Genomic DNA, 21,051 nt, shown 5'->3' with positions numbered 1-21,051 from the left:
GATAGTATACCATACTGTCTAACAAATGGGGTGCAGTTCATTGCATCAAAGTCATGCCGCTTTATGGTTACTTAAAACACAAATGCCTCGCTCTGCTCGATCTCAATCTCGCAGTCCGCGATAACCGTCTGATACTGCGCGTAAACTTCAGCTTCCATGCGCCACGCGATGCCGCATCCGGCGGACAGTCTGCGCGGCACCGGCACCAGCCGACCGGCAATGCCATTCTGTTTGCAGAACGACTCCATCTCCATGGCGGCATCGGTGGTGTGGAAGGTGAGCACCTGATACGGCTTTTTCTCTCGCATTACGCCTGAAAAACGATCTCGAAGCAGCCGTCCGGACGCACAGTCGTCTGACCGGACTTCTTCTCGTATTCGAGCATTTTCTCGATATTCTTGCGGGTGTGCGCCTCGTCACCGAGCACACGGATCAGCTTCCCCGGATGATCCTGCATCGCGTCCATCGCCAACAGAACCGGCTCCGGACAGGACAGACCGCGAACATCTACTTCAACATATTCAGCCATTGCACATTCTCCTTTTCCGACTTACTTTGCCGTCTTTTTGCGGCGCAGATTGGTGCCCGCAATGACAAACAGCACGATAATGCAGACGATTACGGCGATTTTGCCGGCTGCCGCCGGACCGCCGGCAACTGCAGGCTCGGTTTCGGTTGCCGCCTTGGCAGCCGCGCCGACCAGACCGAAGTTATGCGCGAATGCCGCGCCGATCAGCATGCCGAGGAAGGTAACCGCGCTGTCAGACGAGCCCTGGCCTGCCAGAATAAGCTGACGCAGCGGACAGCCGCCAGCCAGCACAGCCGCAAAGCCGACAACATACATGCCAAGAATGTTCCACAGGTGCTGGGAATGCGCGATCGGCTGACCGGAAAAACCGAGGTGGAAGCTGCCGGTTGCCGCATTGTAGACTGCCATCACGGCAAACAGAGCCGCGATAATGCTGATCAGGTCGAAATTCTTCATCAGAATGATGTCGCGGATACTGCCCGCAAAGCACATGCGGCTCTTCTGCGCGAGCGCACCGATGATGAGCGCAACCACCAGAGAAAGGATGATCGGCGCATGCTTGCTGCCCGGGCCCTCGGTGCTGACCGCGTAAGCGCCGGTCGCCACGCCGATTACGAGCAGCGCCGCCAGCACAACCGGCAGAACGGCGCCGCCGACCGGCTTGGCCTCATACGCACGGCCGAGCGAGAAACCCTTCTTGAGGAAGAACGAACCGGTCGCCACACCGCCTGCAAAGCCGATAAGCGCGACCCACGCATTCAAGTCACCGGCGGCCATGCGCAGCACCATGCGGAGCGGACAGCCGAGGAATACGAGGGCGCCGATCATCATCGCAGCGCCCAGAATAAAACGCACCATCGGCGAAGAACCGGCGGTGGACTTATACTCCTTGGTCAGCAGCGCCAGCAGGAACGAGCCGCAGACAAAGCCAACGACCTCCGGGCGGAAATACTGCACCGGAGCCGCTGTATGCAGCTTGAGCGCACCCGCTGTATCGCGGATGAAGCAGGCAACACAGATCGCCATGTTGGCAGGGTTGCCGTAAATTGCCAGAAGCATGACCAGCAGTCCGATTACCGCACCGGACACTGCCAGCTTCCATGTCTTGTCAAACAGTTTCATGATTTTCTCCTTTTTTGTGAAATGAGGGAATTTTATGCTGTATTCAGTATATCATGCGGTGTTTTCAATGTGAAATCGATTCTATTGATAATTTGATTGAATCTATTGATATAATCTATAAATACAGCTATAATGGAGAAAACGAAAGGAATGCCGCCCATGGATATTCGTCAGCTGGAAGCCTATGTCTATACCGTGAAGTACCGCAGTTTTTCACTTGCTGCACAGAAGCTGTATCTGTCGCAGCCGACCGTCAGCGCGCACATATGCAATCTGGAAAAGGAGCTGCACGCGCAGCTGCTCAAGCGTACGACAAAAACGCTCTCGGTGACACCGGCCGGTCAGACGCTGTATAATTATGCCGCAGAAATCCTCGATTTGCGGCACAAAGCCATTCTGGAGCTATCCAACGAGCAGGAAACCATGCTGCATATCGGCGTATCATCCGTGCCATCGCTGTATCTGCTGCCCGAACTGCTGGCAGCGTACCACGAGAAGACCCCGGAAATCCGATTCCGCACCAGCTGTTCGGACAGTCTGGATGTGATAAACAAGGTCGCAGACAGCACCTGCGATATCGGTCTGGTCGGCACAAAGACCGCGGAGACCAACTGCGAATTTTTGCCGGTCGCCTCGGACGAGCTGGTGATTGCAACACCGAACACACCGCATTTCCGCGCCTATCAAAGCCAGCCGGACCCGCTGACAGCGCTCCTGCGCGAACCGTTCCTGCTGCGCGAGGACAACTCGGGCACCAAGCAGGAAACACTGTATTTCCTTCAAAATCACGGTCTGTCGCTTGATGAACTGAATGTCATCGCCGTCATGGATGACGCGGCAGCGCTCAAGCGGTGCATCGCACTGGGCATGGGCATTTCCATTCTGTCGCGTGCAACTGTGCAGACCGATGCACAGCAGGGACGGCTACTGCTGTTCCCCCTCGGACAGTCAGCGTTCCTGCGCCGGCTGTACATTGTGTATCCATCCATACGACGTATGTCCGAGCAGGCTATTCACTTTCTGGATTTTATAAAAAGGTATTATCGGATCGGATGACAGCCGTGCTGTCCGGCTTGACACAGCCAATCGAGCAGGAGTCTCTCCTGCATAGAAAGCCGACCTCCCGCACCACCGTGCGCGTACCGACCGGTACACGGCAGTCCTATCCGCAAGGTCAAAACGGACAAAGCGGATTCCTTAAGGCAACACCGGATTATATGGAGGCGGGAAAGGCATCCATTCTGTGTTCCTGTGAACCGGCTGCAGCAATGGTATTTGGCTTTTTCTTGTTTGAAGAAATCCCTGCGGTGCTTTCGATTACAGATCTAATCATTGTACTGATCGCACCTACTATGCTCGTACTTTCTGATAAAAAGCCGGAAATTGTGGAGGAATATAATCATGTCAAAAGATGAATATTTGATTACCGATGCGCCCCTGAAAGCGCTGACGGTTTTTGCCATGCCGATGATTCTCGGCAGCTTTTTTCAGCAGGTATATAATATGGCTGACTCCATTATCGTCGGTCAGTTTGTCGGCTCCTCCGCTCTTGCAGCGGTCGGCGCCTGCGCTGCCCTGACCAATGTTTTCATTTGTGTGGCGCTGGGTGCCGGTGTCGGTGCCGGCGTGCTCGTAAGCCGCTATTTCGGCGCCAGAGAGTATGGCAAAATGAAAACCATTGTATCTACCTCCCTGATCAGCTTTTTACTTCTGAGCATCATCCTTGGCATCTTTGGCTTTTGCTTTTCCCATGCGATGATGAGCGGATTACAGACCCCTGCCGATATTCTGGAGAAGGCGGTACTGTACTTGCGGGTCTATTTTGTGGGTTTTCCGTTTTTGTTCATGTATAACATTCTCTCTACCATGTTCACGTCCATCGGTGAATCAAAAATTCCGCTGGGACTGCTGATCTTTTCATCAATCCTGAATATTGTGATGGATCTCTGGATGGTAGCCGGTCTAGGACTTGGCGTGTTCGGTGCGGCGCTTGCAACTTTGATCGCACAGGGCATTTCGGCTGTATTTTCACTTTTGATTTTCTTTTACCGGATGCGCCGGTATAAGAGCAGCTTTGTCTGGTTTGACGGACAGGAGCTGCGTTCGATGCTTCAAATTGCTGTTCCATCGGTTCTTCAGCAGTCTACCGTATCCATCGGTATGATGATCGTACAGGCGGTGGTAAATCCCTTCGGCACACAGGCACTCGCGGGATACGCGGCGACGATGCGGGTGGAAAATGTCTTTTCCCTGATTTTTGTGTCCATCGGCAATGCGGTTTCGCCGTATGTTTCCCAGAACCTTGGCGCAAACAAAACCCAGCGCATCAAAAAAGGCTACCGCGCAGCATTGATGCTGGATGTATGTTTTGCTGTTCTTGCCTTCCTTGTCATTGAAACGCTGCACACGCAGATTTCCTCGCTGTTCCTTGGAAAAGACGGAACCGCCCTGGCTTATCAGGTGTCCGGGGATTATATGAGATGGCTTGGTTTCTTCTTTGTCTTTATGGGCATCAAAATGGCGACCGATGGCGTTCTTCGCGGACTCGGAATCATGCGGCCGTTCCTCATTGCCAATATGGTAAACCTTGCGATTCGCTTGTCCGTGGCGTTGATCTGTGCACCGCGTTTTGGTATTGCATTTGTCTGGCTTGCCGTGCCGGCAGGCTGGCTTGCTAACTTCCTGGTTTCCTATGCGGCACTCAGAAAATCCTGGCCGACTGAGAAAGTGGTGTCATCTCAGTAAATCCGGATTTACCGAAAATCTGAAATCCTTCGGAACGGCATCTGAAATAATTAACAACGCGGTAAGTCAAAACAGTCTGCGTCCTGTGCACAGCCCGAAATTGAACTGCACCCCCTCTGTCAGACAGTATGACATACTGTCTGACAGAGGGGGTGCTTTATTATGTTAAGAGGAAAACCGAAACTTACTCTCCAATCTTCGCTCTCAACTCTTTACGCTTTGCACAGTCAGTCGATAATCTTAATACTCTCAATAACCGGCTGATTTTCCGTCTTAACCGTACCGTTATCGTCCTCGACCGGCGTATTATCGCAGATTTCATCCACAACATCCATGCCCTTGGTCACATAACCGAAGCAGGCGTACTGACCGTCGAGATAAGTGCTGTCCTGCTGAACGATGAAGAACTGCGAGGATGCGCTGTCCGGGTCGCTTGAGCGTGCCATCGAAACCGCACCGCGCGTGTGCGACAGCTTGTTCTCCACGCCGTTCTCCGAAAACTCGCCCTTGATAGTGTTCTCCGAGCCGCCGGTGCCGTTGCCCAGCGGGTCGCCGCCCTGCATCATAAAGCCGGTAATAATGCGGTGAAAGGTCAGTCCGTCGTAAAAACCGTCGTTTGCAAGGTCCATAAAGTTCTGAACCGAGATAGGCGCTGCATCGCCGTCCAGCTCGATGTCGATCGTGCCGTGGTCCTTGATGGTGATTTGTGCATGATGCTGACCGATGGGCTGTGCGGTCTCCTCAGCAGTCGTCTGCTGCGAGTTATCGCTCGTGTCGGTGGCATCATCCGTCGAGGTCTGCGCGCCCGTTTTGCCGCCGCAGGCGGTCAGAACCAGCATCGCCAACAGGCCAAAAAGCAAAAATGTACGTTTTTTCATGTGAAATTCTCCTTTTTAGGCAATACCGCATCATTGAACAAGAGCGATTTGCGAGTAAATTTCGCGTTCTGATTAGGCGCGGGTTTGCAGCAATACTTTGTGTATTGCAAAAATCCGCAACGACATCAGAGCGTAAAATTTCCGCAAAGCGCCGCAGCTTTAATTATGCAGTGTTGCCTTATATCCTGAACGGGTGGAATATGAAAATGTTCCCGCGGTACTCCCCTATTATACGGTACTGAGAACGCGAAAACCAGTGTTTTTTCGGTGTCTGCAAAAAAATGCACCGCAAAACTGCGGTGCATTTTCTATCAAACGATACAGTACGGAACCGATTTCTGCACAAACCGTGTCGTTCCGCGACAGCTTACTTCATAATGTCCTTATCGTGGGCCGCTTTGGCAACCAGACCGGACAGCGCCAACAGCGCGATCAGGTTCGGGAATACCATCAGGCCGTTGAACAGGTCGGACAGGTTCCAGACCAGATCAACATGCAGTGCAGAGCCGATCACGATGCAGACAACAACGATAGCGGCATATACCTTGACTGCCTTGCTGCCGAACAGCGCCTTTACGTTCTGCTCACCGAAGAAATACCAGCCGATGATGGTAGAGAACGCAAAGAACAGCATGCAGATCGCAACAAAGATCATGCCTGCCGAGCCGAGGGAAGCCTTGAAGGCTGCCTGTGCCAGCTCGGTGCCCTGCAGACCGTCCGGTGCGCCCGGATTGAGCATACCCGAGGTCAGGATGACCATAGCGGTCAGCGTCAGTACAACAAAGGTATCGATGAATACGGAAACGATAGCAATTTCGCCCTGATCCTGCGGACGTTTTACCTTTGCCAGAGCGTGCGCGTGCGGCGTGGAACCCATGCCGGCCTCGTTGGAGAACAGACCGCGTGCAACGCCGTAGCGCATTGCCTGACGAACCGTGATGCCTGCAGCGCCGCCGAGGATAGCCTGCGGGTCAAATGCTGCAACAAAGATGGACTTGAACGCCGGAATGATTGCCGCGTGGTTGATGCACAGGATAACAACGCAGCCAGCCATGTAGAACAGCGCCATGATCGGAACGACCTTCTCGGTAACAGCCGCGATACGGCCAACGCCGCCGAGGAAGATAAACGCTGCAATGATCGCGCAGATGATGCCGACAACGATCATCGGTGCGCCGAACGCGGTGTTGAACGCTACGCTGATCGAGTTTGCCTGTACCATGTTGCCGGTGAAGCCCAGCGCGAAAATAATTGCAATCGAGAAGAAGCCGGCGAGGAACTTGCCGAATTTACCGGTAAAGCGTGCGCGGATGTAGTAGATCGGACCGCCGGTAACGTGGCCCTTGTCGTCCGTGGTCTTGTACTTCTGCGCGAGAACCGCCTCGCCGTAGATGGTGGACATGCCGAAGAACGCACTCAGCCACATCCAGAAAATCGCACCCGGACCGCCGGAATACAGTGCGGTAGCCGCGCCTGCAATGTTGCCGGTGCCGACCTGCGCCGCGATTGCGGTGGTAAGCGCCTGGAACGGACTCATGCCGTCCTTGCCAGCCTTCTCACCGTTGAGCGAGAAATGGCCGAACAGATGCTTCCAGCCTGCGCCGAACTTGCGCACCTGAACGAAGCGCGTGCGGATGGTAAACACGATGCCGGTGCCAACCAGCAGGTACAGCAGCAGGCCGTTCCATACGACGTTGCTGACCTTGCTTACCCAGTCTGCCAATACTTCCATTGTCATTTTACATACCCCTTCTTTGTTTTGCGGCAAACAAAAAAGCCGAACCCAATCAGCATCGGGTTACGGCTCCAAAGAAACGGAAAGACAGCAAACAGACGGTACACCCTGCACCGTGAGAAAACATTTGCTGTGGTTCCGCGGAACTTATTTTTATATCCTAACGTCTATAAAAACAGGTTCATCTCTGTCCTTTTGCCTGAGAGATTGGCACGCAAACCCCTTTGCGCGCGTTGCACCTTCGGCAGTCCCCTTGAGGAACGTTCTCCAGAGCCACATCCATTTACAGTCCTCATCCGGAAAACCGGACGCCTGAGAGTTTTGCTCCTTCGGCAAGTCTTTGACTTTTTCCTGCAAACTTCGTTTGTCGCGTATGTAGTTTATGGATTCAGTGTAACACCGTGACAACATTCTGTCAATGTCAATCAAGATATTCGTGAAAGTTTGTGAAAAACAGCAAATTTCTTGACAACCTATGCTATAATAGATAGGCTATACTGGTAGTATTATTGGTAAATCCAAGTAATCAACAGCATCCCTCGAAAGGAGGAAATTTACATGAATGATGCTTTGCAGCAGCTTCTCGACAGGCTGACGGCTCTGCTGGCGGAAAAACCGCTCATCGGGGCGTGGTACACAACCGTTGTGCGCTTTGTGTTCCCGCTGCTGGCGCTGATGATCCTTGTCGGTGCGATCCGCTCGCTGTGGAAGGTCAAGCACCCGGATGAGGTCTGGGGCTATCTGGTGCTGCGCAACGGCGTGCGCCTGCCCATCACCCACTGGGAGAACATCATCGGACGCGCCCCCAGCTGCGATGTGCAGCTGGAATATCCGTCGGTATCGCGTCAGCACGCCGCGCTCATCCGCGAGGATGACGGCAGCTGGACGATATACGACCTCGGTTCCAAGGGCGGCATCAAGGTAAACGACCTGCCGGTGGACGAGTATGCGCTCGTGGAAGACGGCGACACGGTCACCTTTGCGGGTATTCCCGCTATCATGGAGCCCATTACCGCTGAGGAGAAGCGCACACAGATGGTCGAACGCCGCATTGAGGGCAAGCCTGCCGGCATGTGGGGTTCGCTCGTACTGCTGACGCTGTTCCAGATCCTCACCGGTCTGCAGCTCATTATCGCGCAGGGCGACAAGGCGACCACCACCATTCCGCTCACCTTTTTTGTCTTTACGGTAATCTGCTGGGCGTATTTCATCGTCATGCGCCTGTTCCGCCGCATCGGCTTTGAAATGGAGACGATAGCGTTCTTCCTATGTACGCTGTCACTCGCCGTCACCGGCTCGACCGTGCCGGACGAGCTGCCCAAGCAACTGATTGCAATTTTGATGGGTCTTGCCATCTTTATCGTGCTCGGCTTCTTCCTGCGTGACCTGACCCGGGCGCAGAAGGTGCGCTGGTTCATGAGCGCAACGGCAGTCGGACTGCTGGCTATTACACTGCTGATCGGCTCGTCGCAGGGCGGCGCGAAGGCATGGCTGCGTCTCGGCCCTCTGTCGCTGCAGACCTCGGAAATTGCGAAAATCTGCTATATTTTTGCCGGTGCCGCAACGCTCGACCGCCTGTTCAACAAGCGCAACCTGTGGATGTTCATCGGTCTGACCGCCATCTGCGGCGGCTGTCTCGCGCTGCAGAACGACTTCGGCACCGCACTTGTGTTCTTCGTGACGTTCCTCGTCATCGCGTACCTGCGTTCGGGCGATTTCGCCACCATCGGCCTTGTGTGCGCCGGCTGCTTCGGCGCCGGCATGGTCATGCTGACCATCAAGCCGCACGTTGCCGCTCGCTTCGCTTCCTGGGGACATATCTGGGAGGACGTGTACGACAAGGGCTTCCAGCAGACACACACGCTGACCGCAGCCGCCTCCGGCGGCATGATTGGCGTCGGTGCGGGCAAGGGCTGGCTTTCGAATCTCCCTGCCGCGGATACCGACATCGTGTTCGGCATGCTGTGTGAGGAATGGGGTCTCGTCATCGCCGTACTGACCATCCTCTGCATTATTACACTGGCCGTGTTCGCTGTCCGCGCCTGCCGCGCCGGACGCTCCAGCTTTTACACCATCGCCGCATGCGCGGCCACCAGTCTGCTGGTGTTCCAGACCTGTCTGAACGTATTCGGTGCGGTCGATATTCTGCCGTTCACCGGCGTTACGCTGCCGTTCGTATCCAACGGCGGTTCGTCCATGCTGTCGGCATGGGGCATGCTCGCCTTTTTGAAAGCGACCGACACCCGACAGAATGCATCGTTCGCGGTTCGTCTGCCCAGCCGCCGCGAGCTTAGAGGGGAGGAGTAACCATGCGGAAAATCGAAAAACGCAGTATTTTCTGTCTGATCCTTGCCGCACTGCTCGGTCTGGGTCTGGCGTTCTTCTGCTTCCGGTTTGTCGTAGACGGCGGCGACTGGGCCTCCTACCCGTACAACCGTCATCTCTATAACAACGCCGGTCAGCTGAAAGGCGGCACCATCCTCGACCGGGACGGCGATATGCTGTCCACGCTCGACGAGGACGGCAACCGCATCTACAACGATGACGCAACCGTCCGGCGCGCCACACTGCACGCCGTCGGCGACAAAAACGGCAACATCGGCGCGGGTGCGCTCACCTCGTTCGCGGATAAGCTGTCCGGCTACAATCTGCTCACCGGCGTATATTCTCCGCTCGGCACCGGCAACAGCCTGTATCTGACGATTGATGCCTATTTGAACAATGTCGCCTATCAGGCTTTGAACGGAATGAACGGAACGGTTGGCGTTTATAACTATAAAACCGGTGAAATTTTGTGCATGGTGTCCACACCGACGTTTGATCCGGCCAATCCGCCGGACATTGCGGCGGACGATCCCGCGTGGGACGGCGTTTACGTCAACCGCTTGCTGTCCGCGAACTCGATTCCGGGATCTATCTTCAAGGTTGTGACCATCAACGCCGCTATCGAGAACATCCCCGACCTGTTCCAGCGCAAGTGGACGTGCACCGGCTCGGTCAACATCGGTGGCGAGGAAGTCACCTGCCCGCACGCTCACGGCGAACAGGATATCGAGGAAGCGCTCGCCAACTCGTGCAACGGTGTGTTCGGTCAGCTGGCTGTCGAACTCGGCGGCGAAACCATGCAGAAATACGCGGATGCGGCAGGACTGACCAAGTCCATCAAGGTGGACGGCATCCAGTCCTCGGTCGGCAAGTTTGATTTCTCGGGCAATGACAATCAGCTGGCATGGTCGGGTGTCGGTCAGGGTCAGGATACCCTGTGTCCGATCAACATGCTCCAGTATATGGGCGCAATCGCCAACGGCGGCAAGGCTGCCGTGCCGCGTCTGATCGAAAAATCCACCACAGATTACGGCCTGCCGACCGGCATTTACTATCCGCACAAGTCGGCGCAGCTGATCGACGAAAAGACCGCCGGTACCATCGCGGATATGATGCACAACAACGTCATCGAGACCTACGGTCAGGATCGTTTCCCGGGCATGGATATCTGTGCCAAGTCGGGCACCGCCGAGGTCGGCGCGGATAAGTCACCGAACGCATGGTTCACCGGCTTCCTGCGCGACGAGGCTACGCCGTATGCTTTCATCGTTCTCGTCGAGAACGGCGGCGGCGGCTCGTCGGTTGCCGGTACGGTGGCTTCGCAGGTGCTGCAGGCTGCGGTAGAAAAAGCCTACTAAGGAGAGAGAAATCATGGCGCAAAGCACCGAAATGCTCCCTAACGGACTGCAATTATTACAGGACGACCGTTTTTTTAAGCTCGGACAGGACAGCGTGCTGCTCAGCGCGTTCGCCAAGCCGAGACGCAATGCCAAACTGCTCGACCTCGGCTGTGGCACAGGCGCTCTGGCGCTGCTCGTATGGCGGCCCGACCTCAAGATCACCGGACTGGAACTGCAGGACGGCCCGCTCGACCTGTTCCGGCAGTCCATCGCGGCAAACGAGCTGGAAAACGTAACCGCTCTGCAGGGCGACCTCCGGCAGATGCGTACGCTGCTGCCGCACGGCAGTATGGATTACGTTATCTGCAACCCGCCGTATTTCGACCGCAACGCAGGCGCGAATGCGCCGACCGCCGAAAAGCGCACCGCAAGGCAGGACGCCACCTGTTCGGTCGAGGAACTGGCGGTTGCTGCCTCGTTCGTGCTGCATACCGGCGGCAAAGCCGCGTTCGTATTCCGGCCGGAACGGCTGTGGGTGCTGCTCGAGGCGCTCTCGCGCGTGCGGCTCGTGCCGAAAAGAATGCGGTTCGTGCACCAGAGCGTGCAGGCGTCGCCAAGCGTCGTCATGGTCGAGTGCCGAAAAGGCGGCAGTGCGGAAGGACTTGTTGTTGAGCCGCCGCTGATCGTTGAGAGTGATGAATATTTCCGTATTTACGGAATTGAGCATTGAAAATGGAGAATCAGCGCTATTCTTGCGCGAGTTCCGTCCACGCTGCGCTGAGACGCGCAATGCGCGATGATTGAATTCGGCACCATGTGCTGCACCTTCATTTTCCATTATCCATTCTCCATTTAAGAAATTCCGGAGGGATTGAATTGTCTACATTATACTTAGTCGCAACGCCGATCGGCAACCTGAGTGATTTATCGCCGCGGGCACGCGAGGTGCTCAGCACGGTGGATTTCATCGCGGCAGAGGACACCCGCGTGACGCAAAAGCTGCTTAACGCCTGCGAATTGCCCAAAAAGCCGATGATCTCGTACTACGAACACAATCGCCGCGCACGCGGTGAAGCGGTTTTGGAGAAGCTGCTCGCCGGTGAGACCTGTGCGCTCGTAACCGATGCGGGCACGCCTGCGGTTTCCGATCCGGGTGAGGATCTGGTCGCGCTGTGCGCCGAGCACGATGTACCCGTTATCCCGATTCCGGGCTGCTGTGCGGCGGTCTGCGCGCTAGCGGCATCCGGTCTGCCGACCGGACGCTGGTGCTTTGAAGGCTTCCTGTCGGTCAACAAAAAGGCCCGCAGAGAGCACTTGGACACTCTGCAGGGCGAAAAACGCACGATGATCTTCTACGAAGCACCGCACAAGCTGTGTGCAACGCTGCGCGACTTGCGCGACGCCTTCGGCGGCGACCGCCGGCTGTCACTCTCGCGCGAGCTGACCAAGCTGCATGAGCAGACGCTCCGCATGACGCTCGACGAGGCGGTTGCCTACTTTGACGCCAACGCGCCGCGTGGCGAGTTCGTGCTCATCCTCGAGGGTGCGCCGGACGAGCCGGAGACCGAGCAGGACGAGGCCGAACGTCTTGCCTCTGCCGCCGAGGCGGTCCGCCGCCGCATGGAGCAGGGCCAGACCCAGAAGGACGCGGTCAAGGCAGTTTCCGCCGAAACCGGCGTAAAGAAAAACGCGCTGTACCGCTATGTGCTCGATCACGAAGAATAACGAAAAAACCGTTGCCAAAGCAACGGTTTTTTCGTTTTCTGCACTTATTTCTGATGTTTCGGGCAGCCGCTGCGGCAGCAATGTCCGCGTCCGGGGCACTGCGCATGCCGTTCGCACAGCGCAACATCGCCGCCCTCGATCACCAGCCGTTTGCCGTTTACAAGGCAATCCGCCAGCTTGCGGCGGGCGTTGTTGTAGATCAGCTGCACCGTTGTGCGGGCCACGCCCATCTGCGCGGCAGCCTGCTCCTGCTGCAGATTTTCCAGATCCATCAGACGGATGGCTTCATATTCATCCAGCGTCATTTGCACGCACTCTGTCGTACTTTCCTGCGGGGAAAACTCGCTGAACGTCGGCAGACCGCAGATTCTGCGGCACTTTCTCGGTCTCGGCATGAATTATTCGTGACAGTGACCGCCGCAGCCGTGGCTGCCGCAGGAATGGCCTTCGCCGTGATCATGGTGCGTGCAGTATACATTGGGATCAAACGCCAGCGTACCGTTCAGGAAAGCCTGCACTGCCTCATCGGCATTGCCCTGCACACCGCCGATCAGACGGATATTGGCCTCCGCAAGCGCTGCCTGTGCGCCGCCGCCAATGCCGCCGCAGATCAGCGTATCCACACCGAGCTGTGCCAGCAGGCCGGCCAGCGCACCGTGACCGCTGCCGTTCGTATCCACCACCTGCGCATGCAGCAGCTTGCCGCCGGATACCTCGTACAGCTTAAACTGCTCCGTGTGGCCAAAATGCTGGAAAACCTCTCCGTTTTCATAGGTAACTGCGATCTTCATAACCATTTCCTCCGAATTTATTTCTGACATATGGCAATAACGTTACTTATAGTCTATCACGTTTTCGGCATATGTCAATAATAAGTTTTGGCATACCGCTATCCCATTATTATAGGCAGCAGACGCCGATATCCGGATAAAGCAAAAACCCTTCCGAAAATCGGAAGGGTTTTGTGTTTCGTTGACAAAAAAGATGCAGTTCTACTATCTATTGACATTCTAAATTTTTTTACCAGTCAACTTCTGGTTTGCGCCAACGTTTCTAAAGATAAAAGCAAGTGGGGTGATTCGATTGAATTACTCGCTTGCTTACCCCAATGGAATTCCTGTTGCTTTACCAACTTTTTCAATTTGATTATATAGTGCGGAGTATATGCCGCTAGGTGGTATATCACGGTCCCTTCGGATCTCCAACGCCAAAACAGTAGTTCTTGCCCTAGTATCATAAAAAGCAGAGTGGGCGTTAATTCTGTTATCCCCACATACTTGCGGATAATGGTAGCGAAGCTGTCAAAGTCGCTTTTATTCTGTTCGTAGGTATCGACTTCCTGTTGTTCTGCATTTACCTTTTCCGTCAGTTCTTTCTGCTCAGTTTCATACTCTACGGACAGCTTCAAAAATCGCTCATGGCTGATTGTGCCGTTGATGTCGTCCTCATAAATCCGCTTGAAAATCCGGTCAAGTTCTGCAATCCGTTTTCTTGCCTGTTCGACCTCACGCCGCTTGCGTTTCATGTCCTTTTCCGCTTCATCAAACCGCTGTTTCTGTATCAGTTCCATAAATGCGGTAATGTCCTCATAGAACATGGCAGTTACGGCAAATATCCGATTGAGAACGATTTTCCGTAAGACTTCTTCTCTGATGAAGTGCGCCGTACAATCTCCTGTATTGCTTTTATATCTTGCACAGCGGTAGTTGTCTTGTGAACCGTCAAAACTTTTGCAGGTAGCGAAGTGCAGTTTACTTCCACAATCCGCACAGAATACCAAGCCGGAAAACATTCCCTGTCGCTCTGCCTTTGTGGGGCGGCGTTTATTTGCCCTTAATTCCTGTACCCGTTCAAAGACAGCTTCCTCAACGATTGCGTCATGTGTATTGCGGAAAATCGCCTGCTGTTCCTTTGAACCGTTTGCAACCGACAACTATTTTGAGCAGTATGTTTATGAAAAGCCGACTGTTTTTGTTGTTCAAGGGAAAGAAGTTGTCGTTACAAGTAGACGGTTAGCCGACGCATTAGCTAATCTGTCAGAACAAAGGCGCACTGTTCTGCTGATGAATTTCTTCCTCGGTTACAGCGAAAGAAAAATCGGGAATGAGTACGGAAGAAGCAGAAGTACAGTCAACTACTGGAAACTGGCGGCATTGAAGCAGTTAAGAAAAGAACTGGAGGAAACTGAACATGAGGAATAAGAAACTGATACCCTTTGAAACCATTGAGAAAGCTGTTGCCGGCGAGCCGGAAGCCATAGACGCGGTATTACGGCATTACACAGCGCGGATTAAATATCTGTCTACCTATCGCGGGCATATTAACGATGATATTCAAGACCGTCTGAAAGCACAGCTTATCAAAGCTATCCTGCAATTCCGTTTTGACAGGTAACAGATAGCAAAGCCAAAAACAGTCGTCAAAGATAAACTTTGCGCAAGCGTCCTTGATGACTGTTTCCGTCTTTGCTGTTGGGCAACCAAGAGAGCACAATCGGATAGACCGCTTGCGCTCTCAATCCAGTATGGAATGTTATGCGGTAGGGTGCGTTTCTCGCTTGATTTAAGCGCGTTACAGCGACGATAGGGGCAAGGGTAAACCACCCTTAAAAATGACGTTCTACTGCGTAACATGGCAAACGATATTTTGTATTGTCGCTTCTGTTCCATTCTTTTCCGTTCCGGCGGCTCTGCCGCTATACCTTGCCCCAAAGGAGAGGGATTAGGGAAAGGATAGGAAAGGAATAGGTATTTGATTAAATCTGTATTTGTTTTTTCTTTAGTTAGTATATCTTTATTTAATTGCGTTGGATTATCCGATGTCAGAAAATCCAATATCGGATAATCCAACAACGGGAAAACCGAGATATGTGGTCTATGCTTTATCGGATAATTACCACAGGTTTGTTACGCAGTAGAGGGGAAAAAGCGCTTGATTTATGCGGCTTGCAGAACGTGTAAAACGTTTAGATGATATTTTATACTTCTACCCTCAAAAATGACGTTCTATTGCGTAACTTTGAGGTTAAATTTTAAATTTATATTTATAATAACATTACAAATTCAAACATAACGTGCAATATAATGCAAGAAATAAGAATGAAATACAAGATTTTCTTGTAATACTATTGACATTTACAAGAAATGTGGTAATATATAGTATAAAGGAGCGTGAAAGCATGACAAAAAGCGCAAGAATACAAGAGGGTGTTGTAGAATTTCTTGCAGATGGCTGTCCTCATACAGTTCAAGAAATTAAGAGCTTTCTACAGCAAGTCGGAATTTCTGATTATTCAGAGGGACAGTTTTCCGGTTCGATAAATACACTGCTCAGAAACCAATCTATCAAAAAAATTGATAGAGGAATTTATAAAATAAATCAAAATTTTGGAGGTAAAACTTTTATGAAAACTTGTTTTGTGGTATCTCCTATTGGAGATGTAGGAAGTGAAATAAGAATTAATGCGGATAAGCTATTTAAATATATCATTAGCCCAGTTTGTAAAAGTTGTGGTTTTGAACCTGTACGCGTAGACCAAATTAACGATTCTGATTCAATTACACAAACCATTATTGATAAGCTTTTATCATCAGAGCTTGTTATAGCTGATATTTCTGGACATAACCCTAATGTTTTTTATGAAATGGGATATAGAAAATGTACAGATAAGCCAATTATTCACCTTAAAAAGAAAGGTGAAAGCATACCATTCGATGTAAACACAGTAAGAACATTCGAGTATGATTTAACTGATTTGGATAATGTAGAAGAAACCAAAAAGCGTTTAGAACAAACAATAGAAACATTTTCTTTTGAAAATCAAGATGATACATTGGGGCAAGATGAGGAAGCCAACAAGCAACCCTTTACTCAAGGTATTCTTACTATGTTGTATCAAATCCAAGACTCTATTACGGAATTAAAAGAGCAAGTAAATAAAAAAGATACGGAAACTATACAAGCAATAATGCAAACTAGCCTAAACAATGTAAAAAAAGAGGAATCCGCTGATGCTATTATGATGAAAATGCTATTGCCTGAGTTGATTAAAAACCCTGAATCTTTTCAAAATTTAATGCAGATTGCTGAAATAGCTAATAAATCTAAGAAGTAAATAAAAGCGAGTGAAAGTCAAACTTTTCACTCGCTTTTATTTTGCTACTCTGTCTATCGGACGTTAAGTTAATTTTTGTGAATACTTCCTTATCACTGTAAATCAAAGTCATTCCACGTTTTTGCTGAATGGTGTGAGAATAAAGGTTTTGCAGGAATTCGTTATCCAAGCACGCGAATGAAACTTATCGATCAAAGAGGTTCGAATATCGTTCTGTTTGATGCCGATTCAGCTGTAGCTGATGAATCAACTTTCCGAATCTGTAGAAATGCTTGAGTACAACAAAATGTGCCCTCACAGATGAAACTCTGTGAGGGCACTGTGTTTTACTGGATGGCGTCCTTCAGACCCTTTTCAGGTTTGAACGCAAGCACCTTTGCCGCGGCGATCTCGATCGTCTCGCCGGTGTGCGGGTTGCGGCCCGTGCGGGCGGCACGCTCACGCACTTCAAAGCTGCCGAAGCCAGGGATCTGTACCTTGTCGTTCTGTTTCAAGGTCTCCTGCACCGTGCTGAAAAAGGCGTTCAATACCTGCTCGGTGTCCTTCTTGCCCACGCCTACGTCTTCCGCGACCGCCGCGATCAGTTCCGTTTTGTTCATGTTCTCGTTCTCCTGATTCGTTTTTTGTTCAGTCGTAGATGGATTCCATGTCCCATTCGATGATCGCGCCGGTATTGGCGTCGATGGTGAAGTCGTACTCCATCGTGCCATAGCGGATCTCGCCTTCGTACTCCCAGCGGCCATCGTCAAAGTCCAGCTTGAACTTGTAGATATTCGCAGCCGTCGCGCCGGGGACGCTGGACAGGGCGATCTGCTTTGCCGTGGCCTCGCTGATCTTCACATTTGCGTTGGTGTTGGTGCTCTGGGACGGGGTGTAGTTCTCGGCGTCGTAGTCGTAGCTGACAATCTTGCCGGTGGCGGCGTCGATCTCATAGTCGTACTTCGCGCCGTTCGCGTACCATTCAATTTCGTACACCTGACGGCCATCGTCATAGTCCAGCTTGGACTTGGTGATGGTGGCGTCCGCCGCCTTGACCCCGGCGTGTGCCAGAGCGATCTCCTGCGCCTTGGCCTCGTCCACCGCGCCGGTAGAGGTGTTGATGTTGGGGGTAGTCTGCGCCGGAGTGGTGGTCGCGCCGGATGCAGTGGTATCCGTCTGAGCGCTGTCCGTGGGCGCGGCGTTCTTGTCCCGGTAACTCGCCTCCAGCACCTCGCCGCTCTCAGCATTGATGGAGTAGGCGTAGGTATGATTGCCAGAGGTGAACTCAACCTTGTAGCAGGTCACGCCAGCCACCTCGCTGAGCGTCGCGGAAGAAATGTCCGCGTCCGCCGCGTCGATGTTGGCGGCGTCCAGCGCCGCCGTCTGCGCCTGTTCCATGCTGATCTTTGCCGCCTGATCTGCCGCAGGCATATTACCGCATCCGACCAGCGCCGCCGCAAGCAGGAGCGCTGTTCCGGTTAAAAGCCATTTTTGTTTCATGCTGCTTCCTCCTATTCAGGTGTTGTAGGAAATGTAGCAGATTATAACATACTATGTCAATAGGTAAAATAAGATCCAGTGGTTTCCAAACCCGCACATCTCACGTCTATTGGGCAGCGAGAAATATGATTTGAGTTCGCCCCATGGGAATCATTATTTAAGGAGCTGCTTCAAATCTTCTTCCGGCGTGGTGATGGGAGCAATGCCGAAATTCTCTACAAGGTAGTTCAGCACATTGGGCGAAACGAACGCCGGCAGCGTGGGGCCAAGGCGAATATTCTTGATCCCCAGATGCAGCAGCGTCAGCAGGATGCACACTGCCTTCTGCTCATACCAGGAAAGAACCATGGACAAGGGCAAATCGTTCACGCCGCAGCCGAACGCCTCCGCCAGCGCCAGCACGATTTTGACAGCTCCGTAAGCATCATTGCACTGGCCCACATCCATGAGCCGAGGCAGGCCGCCAATGGTCCCGAGGTCAAGGTCGTTGAAGCGGTATTTGCCGCAGGCCAGCGTCAGCACTACGGTATCGGCGGGTGTCTGCTTGACAAACTCGGTGTAGTAGTTTCGTCCGGGGCGGGCACCGTCACAGCCGCCGACCAGGAAAAAGTGCCGGATAGCGCCGCTCTTTACCGCCTCGATCACCTGATCCGCCACGCCAAGCACCGCGCCATGACCGAAGCCGGTCATGACCGTGCCGCCGCCGTTGATACCGGTGAACGGCTTGTCCTCGTTGTAGCCGCCAAGCTCCAATGCCTTTTCGATGACAGGGGTAAAGTCCTTATCCTCGCCGATGTGCGTCAGTTCCGGGTAGGATACCACCGCCGTGGTGAACACGCGGTCGGCGTAGCTTGCTTTCGGCGGCATCAGGCAGTTGGTGGTAAACAGCACCGGCGCGGGGATGTCGGCAAATTCTCTTTGCTGATTCTGCCACGCCGTGCCGAAGTTGCCCTTGAGATGGGCATATTTTTTCAGTTCAGGATAGCCGTGGGCGGGCAGCATTTCGCCGTGGGTGTAGATGTTGACGCCTTTACCCTCGGTCTGCTCCAGCAGCAGCTTCAAATCGTGGAGGTCATGGCCTGTGATGACGATGAACGGTCCCTTCTCCACCGTCAGCAGGACGGTGGCAGGCGCGGGCGTACCGTAGCTTTCGGTATTGGCCTTATCCAGAAGCGCCATGCACTTAAGGTTTTTCTCGCCCACCTCCATTACGATGGGCAGCAGCTCGTCCATACCCCAGTCCTCGCCCACGGCAAAAAGAGCCTTGGCGAAAAAGCGGTTCACTTCCTCGTCGGCATAACCCAGCATCATAGCGTGATGGGCGTAAGCCGCCATGCCGCGCACGCCGAAGAGGATCAGGGATTTGAGGCTGCGAATATCCTCCTGCGCGTTCCAGAGCAAATTCATGTCATAATCATCGTTTGACCCGCAGCGGGAGCCGCAGCCGGAGCAGCCTGGAACAAGGCGGGCCTTTTCCTCGTGTACCCGATCGATCAGCTCCCGAATGGTCTTTTCGTTGAAGCTCACATTGGTGACGGTAGTGAACAGGCCCTCGATCATCAGCCGCCATGTATCAGCGTTGACCGGTGCATCGCCATCTGTGACTCTTGCCAGCCCAATGAGCGCGCCCGTCAGCTCGTCCTGAAGTTTCGCTACATCGGCGGTCTTACCGCAGACACCAGCCTTACCGGTACAGCCGGTACAACCCGCTGTCTGCTCACACTGAAAGCAAAACATTTTATGATCCATTATCGTTTTCCTCCTATTCGGTTCAAATCATGTCCTTTTTATCAGAAGCTCATGCCTCCTCGAAGGACTCCTTGCCCACATTGCACAGGGGGCACTCAAAATCCTCCGGCACCTCGCTCCAAGGCGTACCGGGGGCGATGCCACCTTCCGGGTAACCCGCGCTTTCGTCGTATTCCCAACCACAAAGGCTGCATACATACTTCATTGTGCTTTTTCCTTTCTTTTTCTAATGATTTTGTTATTCTTCCACCAACCGGCCGTCCACCGTCACGGTGACCACCTGCCACGGAATGAATTTCCCGCTCTGCTGGAGCGCCTTTTTCGCCGCCAGTTCCAGCCCGCCGCAGCAGGGCACCTCCATCCGCACGACGGTGACGCTTTTGATATTGTTCTCCTGAATGATCTCCGTCAGCTTTTCAGAATAGTCCACGCTGTCCAGCTTGGGGCAGCCCACAAGGGTGATGTGCCCCTTGATAAACCGCTCGTGGAAGGCGGCGTAGGCGTAGGCGGTGCAGTCAGCGGCGATGAGCAGCCGCGCGCCGTCAAAATACGGGGCATTCACCGGCACCAGCTTGATCTGCACCGGCCACTGGGAAAGGTGGCTCGTCTGCTGGGCTTGCGGCGTTTCCACGGAGGGCGCGTCCTGGCGCTGAATATTCCGGGACTGGCTGCCGGGGCAGCCGCAGGGCAGGGTTATGCCCTCGTTTTGCATTTTCCGCTGCTTATTTTCCATGACGGCCTGCTCGTCATAGGCCGCCGCCTCCCGCTCTACAAAGGTGATGGCCCCGGTTGGGCAGGTAGGCAGGCAGTCCCCCAGCCCGTCGCAGTAATCGTCTCGCATCAGCCGCGCCTTGCCGTTCACCATGGCGATGGCGCCCTCGTGGCAGGCGGCAGCGCAGGCGCCGCAGCCGTTGCATTTATTTTCGTCGATCTCGATGATCCGTCGTTTCATTGCAATGCCTCCTTGCTTTTGTGGCTTGATTATACTAAAATCAAATCAGCAAGTCGGTTGAATTTTCAACGAAAGAGGATTGTTTATGAAAGAATTTTTCCCGGTGCTCCATACGGCGGCGCTTTTCTCCGGCATTTCCGACGAGGAACTTGCCGCCATGCTCTCCTGCCTTGGTGCGAGAATCGATGCCTTTCCCAAAGGCTCCCGCCTGCTCCGCGCCGGAGACGCGGTGGATGAAGTGGGGCTTGTGCTGGCGGGCAGCGCCCTCATCGTGCAGGAGGATATCTGGGGAAACCGCAACATCCTCTCCAAGACCGGGCCGGGGCAGACCTTCGCGGAGGTGTTCGCCTGCGCGCCG

23 protein-coding genes, 2 pseudogenes and 1 riboswitch are annotated in these 21,051 nt (G+C 53.4%); of the genes and pseudogenes, 11 read left to right on the top strand and 14 right to left on the bottom strand.

The features are described 5' to 3' along the window. Positions 1–71: 71 nt before the first annotated feature. The 3 genes from PGY33_RS12980 to yedE are packed head-to-tail and all read right to left on the bottom strand — an operon-like array spanning position 72 to position 1,651. The gene (locus PGY33_RS12980; RefSeq protein WP_270478956.1) at positions 72–308 is read right to left on the bottom strand and encodes a DUF3343 domain-containing protein; all 237 of its coding nucleotides are present in this window, start codon (positions 306–308) and stop codon (positions 72–74) included. Next, positions 308–529 carry a sulfurtransferase TusA family protein gene (locus PGY33_RS12975; RefSeq protein WP_270478954.1) on the bottom strand — a complete coding sequence of 74 codons (222 nt, stop codon included), beginning with the start codon at positions 527–529 and terminating at the stop codon, positions 308–310. The genes PGY33_RS12980 and PGY33_RS12975 overlap by 1 nt, the downstream gene beginning before the upstream one ends. 21 nt (positions 530–550) lie before the next feature. Then, on the bottom strand, positions 551–1,651 hold the full coding sequence (gene yedE, locus PGY33_RS12970; protein ID WP_270478951.1) for a YedE family putative selenium transporter: 1,101 nt from the start codon (positions 1,649–1,651) through the stop codon (positions 551–553). A 159-nt stretch (positions 1,652–1,810) separates the two neighbouring features. Here yedE and PGY33_RS12965 point away from each other — a divergent pair, with 159 nt between their 5' ends. Genes PGY33_RS12965 through PGY33_RS12955 form a run of 3 tightly spaced genes read left to right on the top strand, consistent with a single transcriptional unit; the run spans position 1,811 to position 4,396 of the window. After that, positions 1,811–2,707, top strand: a complete 897-nt coding sequence (locus tag PGY33_RS12965) for a selenium metabolism-associated LysR family transcriptional regulator (protein ID WP_270478949.1) — start codon at positions 1,811–1,813, stop codon at positions 2,705–2,707. A 5-nt stretch (positions 2,708–2,712) separates the two neighbouring features. Next, positions 2,713–3,066, top strand: coding sequence for a hypothetical protein (locus PGY33_RS12960; protein ID WP_270478947.1), 354 nt, complete (start codon positions 2,713–2,715; stop codon positions 3,064–3,066). Then, positions 3,053–4,396, top strand: coding sequence for an MATE family efflux transporter (locus PGY33_RS12955; protein WP_270478945.1), 1,344 nt, complete (start codon positions 3,053–3,055; stop codon positions 4,394–4,396). The genes PGY33_RS12960 and PGY33_RS12955 overlap by 14 nt, the downstream gene beginning before the upstream one ends. Positions 4,397–4,623: 227 nt before the next feature. Here PGY33_RS12955 and PGY33_RS12950 read toward each other — a convergent pair whose 3' ends face one another. After that, positions 4,624–5,274 carry a peptidylprolyl isomerase gene (locus tag PGY33_RS12950; protein WP_442865583.1) on the bottom strand — a complete coding sequence of 217 codons (651 nt, stop codon included), beginning with the start codon at positions 5,272–5,274 and terminating at the stop codon, positions 4,624–4,626. A gap of 367 nt (positions 5,275–5,641) precedes the next feature. Beyond that, positions 5,642–7,006, bottom strand: a complete 1,365-nt coding sequence (locus PGY33_RS12945) for an alanine/glycine:cation symporter family protein (RefSeq protein WP_270478958.1) — start codon at positions 7,004–7,006, stop codon at positions 5,642–5,644. 180 nt (positions 7,007–7,186) lie between these two features. Continuing rightward, positions 7,187–7,290: riboswitch (glycine riboswitch) on the bottom strand. Positions 7,291–7,567: 277 nt separating this feature from the next. On the opposite strand from PGY33_RS12945, the gene PGY33_RS12940 reads away from it, so the two are divergent. The 4 genes from PGY33_RS12940 to rsmI all read left to right on the top strand — a co-directional run bounded on the left by PGY33_RS12940 (position 7,568) and on the right by rsmI (position 12,399). Then, the gene (locus tag PGY33_RS12940) at positions 7,568–9,316 is read left to right on the top strand and encodes an FtsW/RodA/SpoVE family cell cycle protein (protein ID WP_117490171.1); all 1,749 of its coding nucleotides are present in this window, start codon (positions 7,568–7,570) and stop codon (positions 9,314–9,316) included. 2 nt (positions 9,317–9,318) lie between these two features. Further along, the gene (locus PGY33_RS12935) at positions 9,319–10,692 is read left to right on the top strand and encodes a penicillin-binding transpeptidase domain-containing protein (protein ID WP_270478943.1); all 1,374 of its coding nucleotides are present in this window, start codon (positions 9,319–9,321) and stop codon (positions 10,690–10,692) included. 13 nt (positions 10,693–10,705) lie between these two features. Further along, on the top strand, positions 10,706–11,404 hold the full coding sequence (locus PGY33_RS12930; RefSeq protein WP_270478941.1) for a tRNA1(Val) (adenine(37)-N6)-methyltransferase: 699 nt from the start codon (positions 10,706–10,708) through the stop codon (positions 11,402–11,404). Between the two features lie 146 nt (positions 11,405–11,550). Further along, positions 11,551–12,399, top strand: a complete 849-nt coding sequence (rsmI, locus tag PGY33_RS12925; protein ID WP_110435630.1) for a 16S rRNA (cytidine(1402)-2'-O)-methyltransferase — start codon at positions 11,551–11,553, stop codon at positions 12,397–12,399. A 44-nt stretch (positions 12,400–12,443) separates the two neighbouring features. On the opposite strand, the gene PGY33_RS12920 is transcribed toward rsmI, so the two are convergent. The 4 genes and pseudogenes from PGY33_RS12920 to PGY33_RS14590 all read right to left on the bottom strand — a co-directional run. Continuing rightward, positions 12,444–12,794 carry a DUF134 domain-containing protein gene (locus PGY33_RS12920; RefSeq protein ID WP_110435631.1) on the bottom strand — a complete coding sequence of 117 codons (351 nt, stop codon included), beginning with the start codon at positions 12,792–12,794 and terminating at the stop codon, positions 12,444–12,446. A gap of 3 nt (positions 12,795–12,797) precedes the next feature. Beyond that, positions 12,798–13,190, bottom strand: a complete 393-nt coding sequence (locus PGY33_RS12915; protein ID WP_270478938.1) for a NifB/NifX family molybdenum-iron cluster-binding protein — start codon at positions 13,188–13,190, stop codon at positions 12,798–12,800. Positions 13,191–13,426: 236 nt separating this feature from the next. Then, the gene (locus PGY33_RS14595; RefSeq protein ID WP_243024033.1) at positions 13,427–13,969 is read right to left on the bottom strand and encodes a DUF4368 domain-containing protein; all 543 of its coding nucleotides are present in this window, start codon (positions 13,967–13,969) and stop codon (positions 13,427–13,429) included. Positions 13,970–14,071: 102 nt separating this feature from the next. After that, positions 14,072–14,191: pseudogene (locus tag PGY33_RS14590) on the bottom strand (recombinase zinc beta ribbon domain-containing protein); the annotation flags it as partial. 19 nt (positions 14,192–14,210) lie between these two features. Here PGY33_RS14590 and PGY33_RS12900 point away from each other — a divergent pair. The 3 genes from PGY33_RS12900 (at position 14,211) to PGY33_RS12890 (ending at position 16,513) form a co-directional block, all read left to right on the top strand. Next, positions 14,211–14,600, top strand: coding sequence for an RNA polymerase sigma factor (locus tag PGY33_RS12900; RefSeq protein ID WP_242994945.1), 390 nt, complete (start codon positions 14,211–14,213; stop codon positions 14,598–14,600). Next, the gene (locus PGY33_RS12895) at positions 14,590–14,793 is read left to right on the top strand and encodes a helix-turn-helix domain-containing protein (protein WP_006876091.1); all 204 of its coding nucleotides are present in this window, start codon (positions 14,590–14,592) and stop codon (positions 14,791–14,793) included. The genes PGY33_RS12900 and PGY33_RS12895 overlap by 11 nt, the downstream gene beginning before the upstream one ends. 784 nt (positions 14,794–15,577) lie before the next feature. Next, positions 15,578–16,513, top strand: coding sequence for a nucleoside 2-deoxyribosyltransferase (locus PGY33_RS12890; RefSeq protein WP_110435633.1), 936 nt, complete (start codon positions 15,578–15,580; stop codon positions 16,511–16,513). Positions 16,514–16,839: 326 nt separating this feature from the next. Here the strand turns inward: PGY33_RS12890 and PGY33_RS12885 are convergent. The 5 genes and pseudogenes from PGY33_RS12885 to PGY33_RS12865 all read right to left on the bottom strand — a co-directional run. Continuing rightward, positions 16,840–17,118: pseudogene (locus PGY33_RS12885) on the bottom strand (HU family DNA-binding protein); the annotation flags it as partial. Positions 17,119–17,140: 22 nt separating this feature from the next. Next, positions 17,141–17,992, bottom strand: coding sequence for a PepSY domain-containing protein (locus tag PGY33_RS12880; protein ID WP_118564701.1), 852 nt, complete (start codon positions 17,990–17,992; stop codon positions 17,141–17,143). Positions 17,993–18,145: 153 nt separating this feature from the next. Then, positions 18,146–19,741, bottom strand: a complete 1,596-nt coding sequence (hcp, locus tag PGY33_RS12875) for a hydroxylamine reductase (protein ID WP_270478934.1) — start codon at positions 19,739–19,741, stop codon at positions 18,146–18,148. Positions 19,742–19,790: 49 nt separating this feature from the next. After that, positions 19,791–19,946, bottom strand: coding sequence for a rubredoxin (locus PGY33_RS12870; RefSeq protein ID WP_110435636.1), 156 nt, complete (start codon positions 19,944–19,946; stop codon positions 19,791–19,793). Positions 19,947–19,979: 33 nt separating this feature from the next. Then, positions 19,980–20,693: an ATP-binding protein gene (locus PGY33_RS12865; RefSeq protein WP_270383915.1), complete on the bottom strand. Its 714-nt coding sequence runs from the start codon at positions 20,691–20,693 to the stop codon at positions 19,980–19,982. 85 nt (positions 20,694–20,778) lie between these two features. Here PGY33_RS12865 and PGY33_RS12860 point away from each other — a divergent pair. Continuing rightward, a partial coding sequence (locus PGY33_RS12860; protein WP_270478930.1) for a cyclic nucleotide-binding domain-containing protein occupies positions 20,779–21,051 on the top strand: 273 nt, incomplete at its 3' end.

The organism is Butyricicoccus sp. AF18-9LB, from assembly GCF_027684505.1.
GTDB classification, from domain to species: Bacteria; Bacillota; Clostridia; order Oscillospirales; family Butyricicoccaceae; genus Agathobaculum; species Agathobaculum butyriciproducens.
Note: the sequence above shows the minus strand (reverse complement) of the source record. Positions and strands in the feature narration are given on the sequence as shown.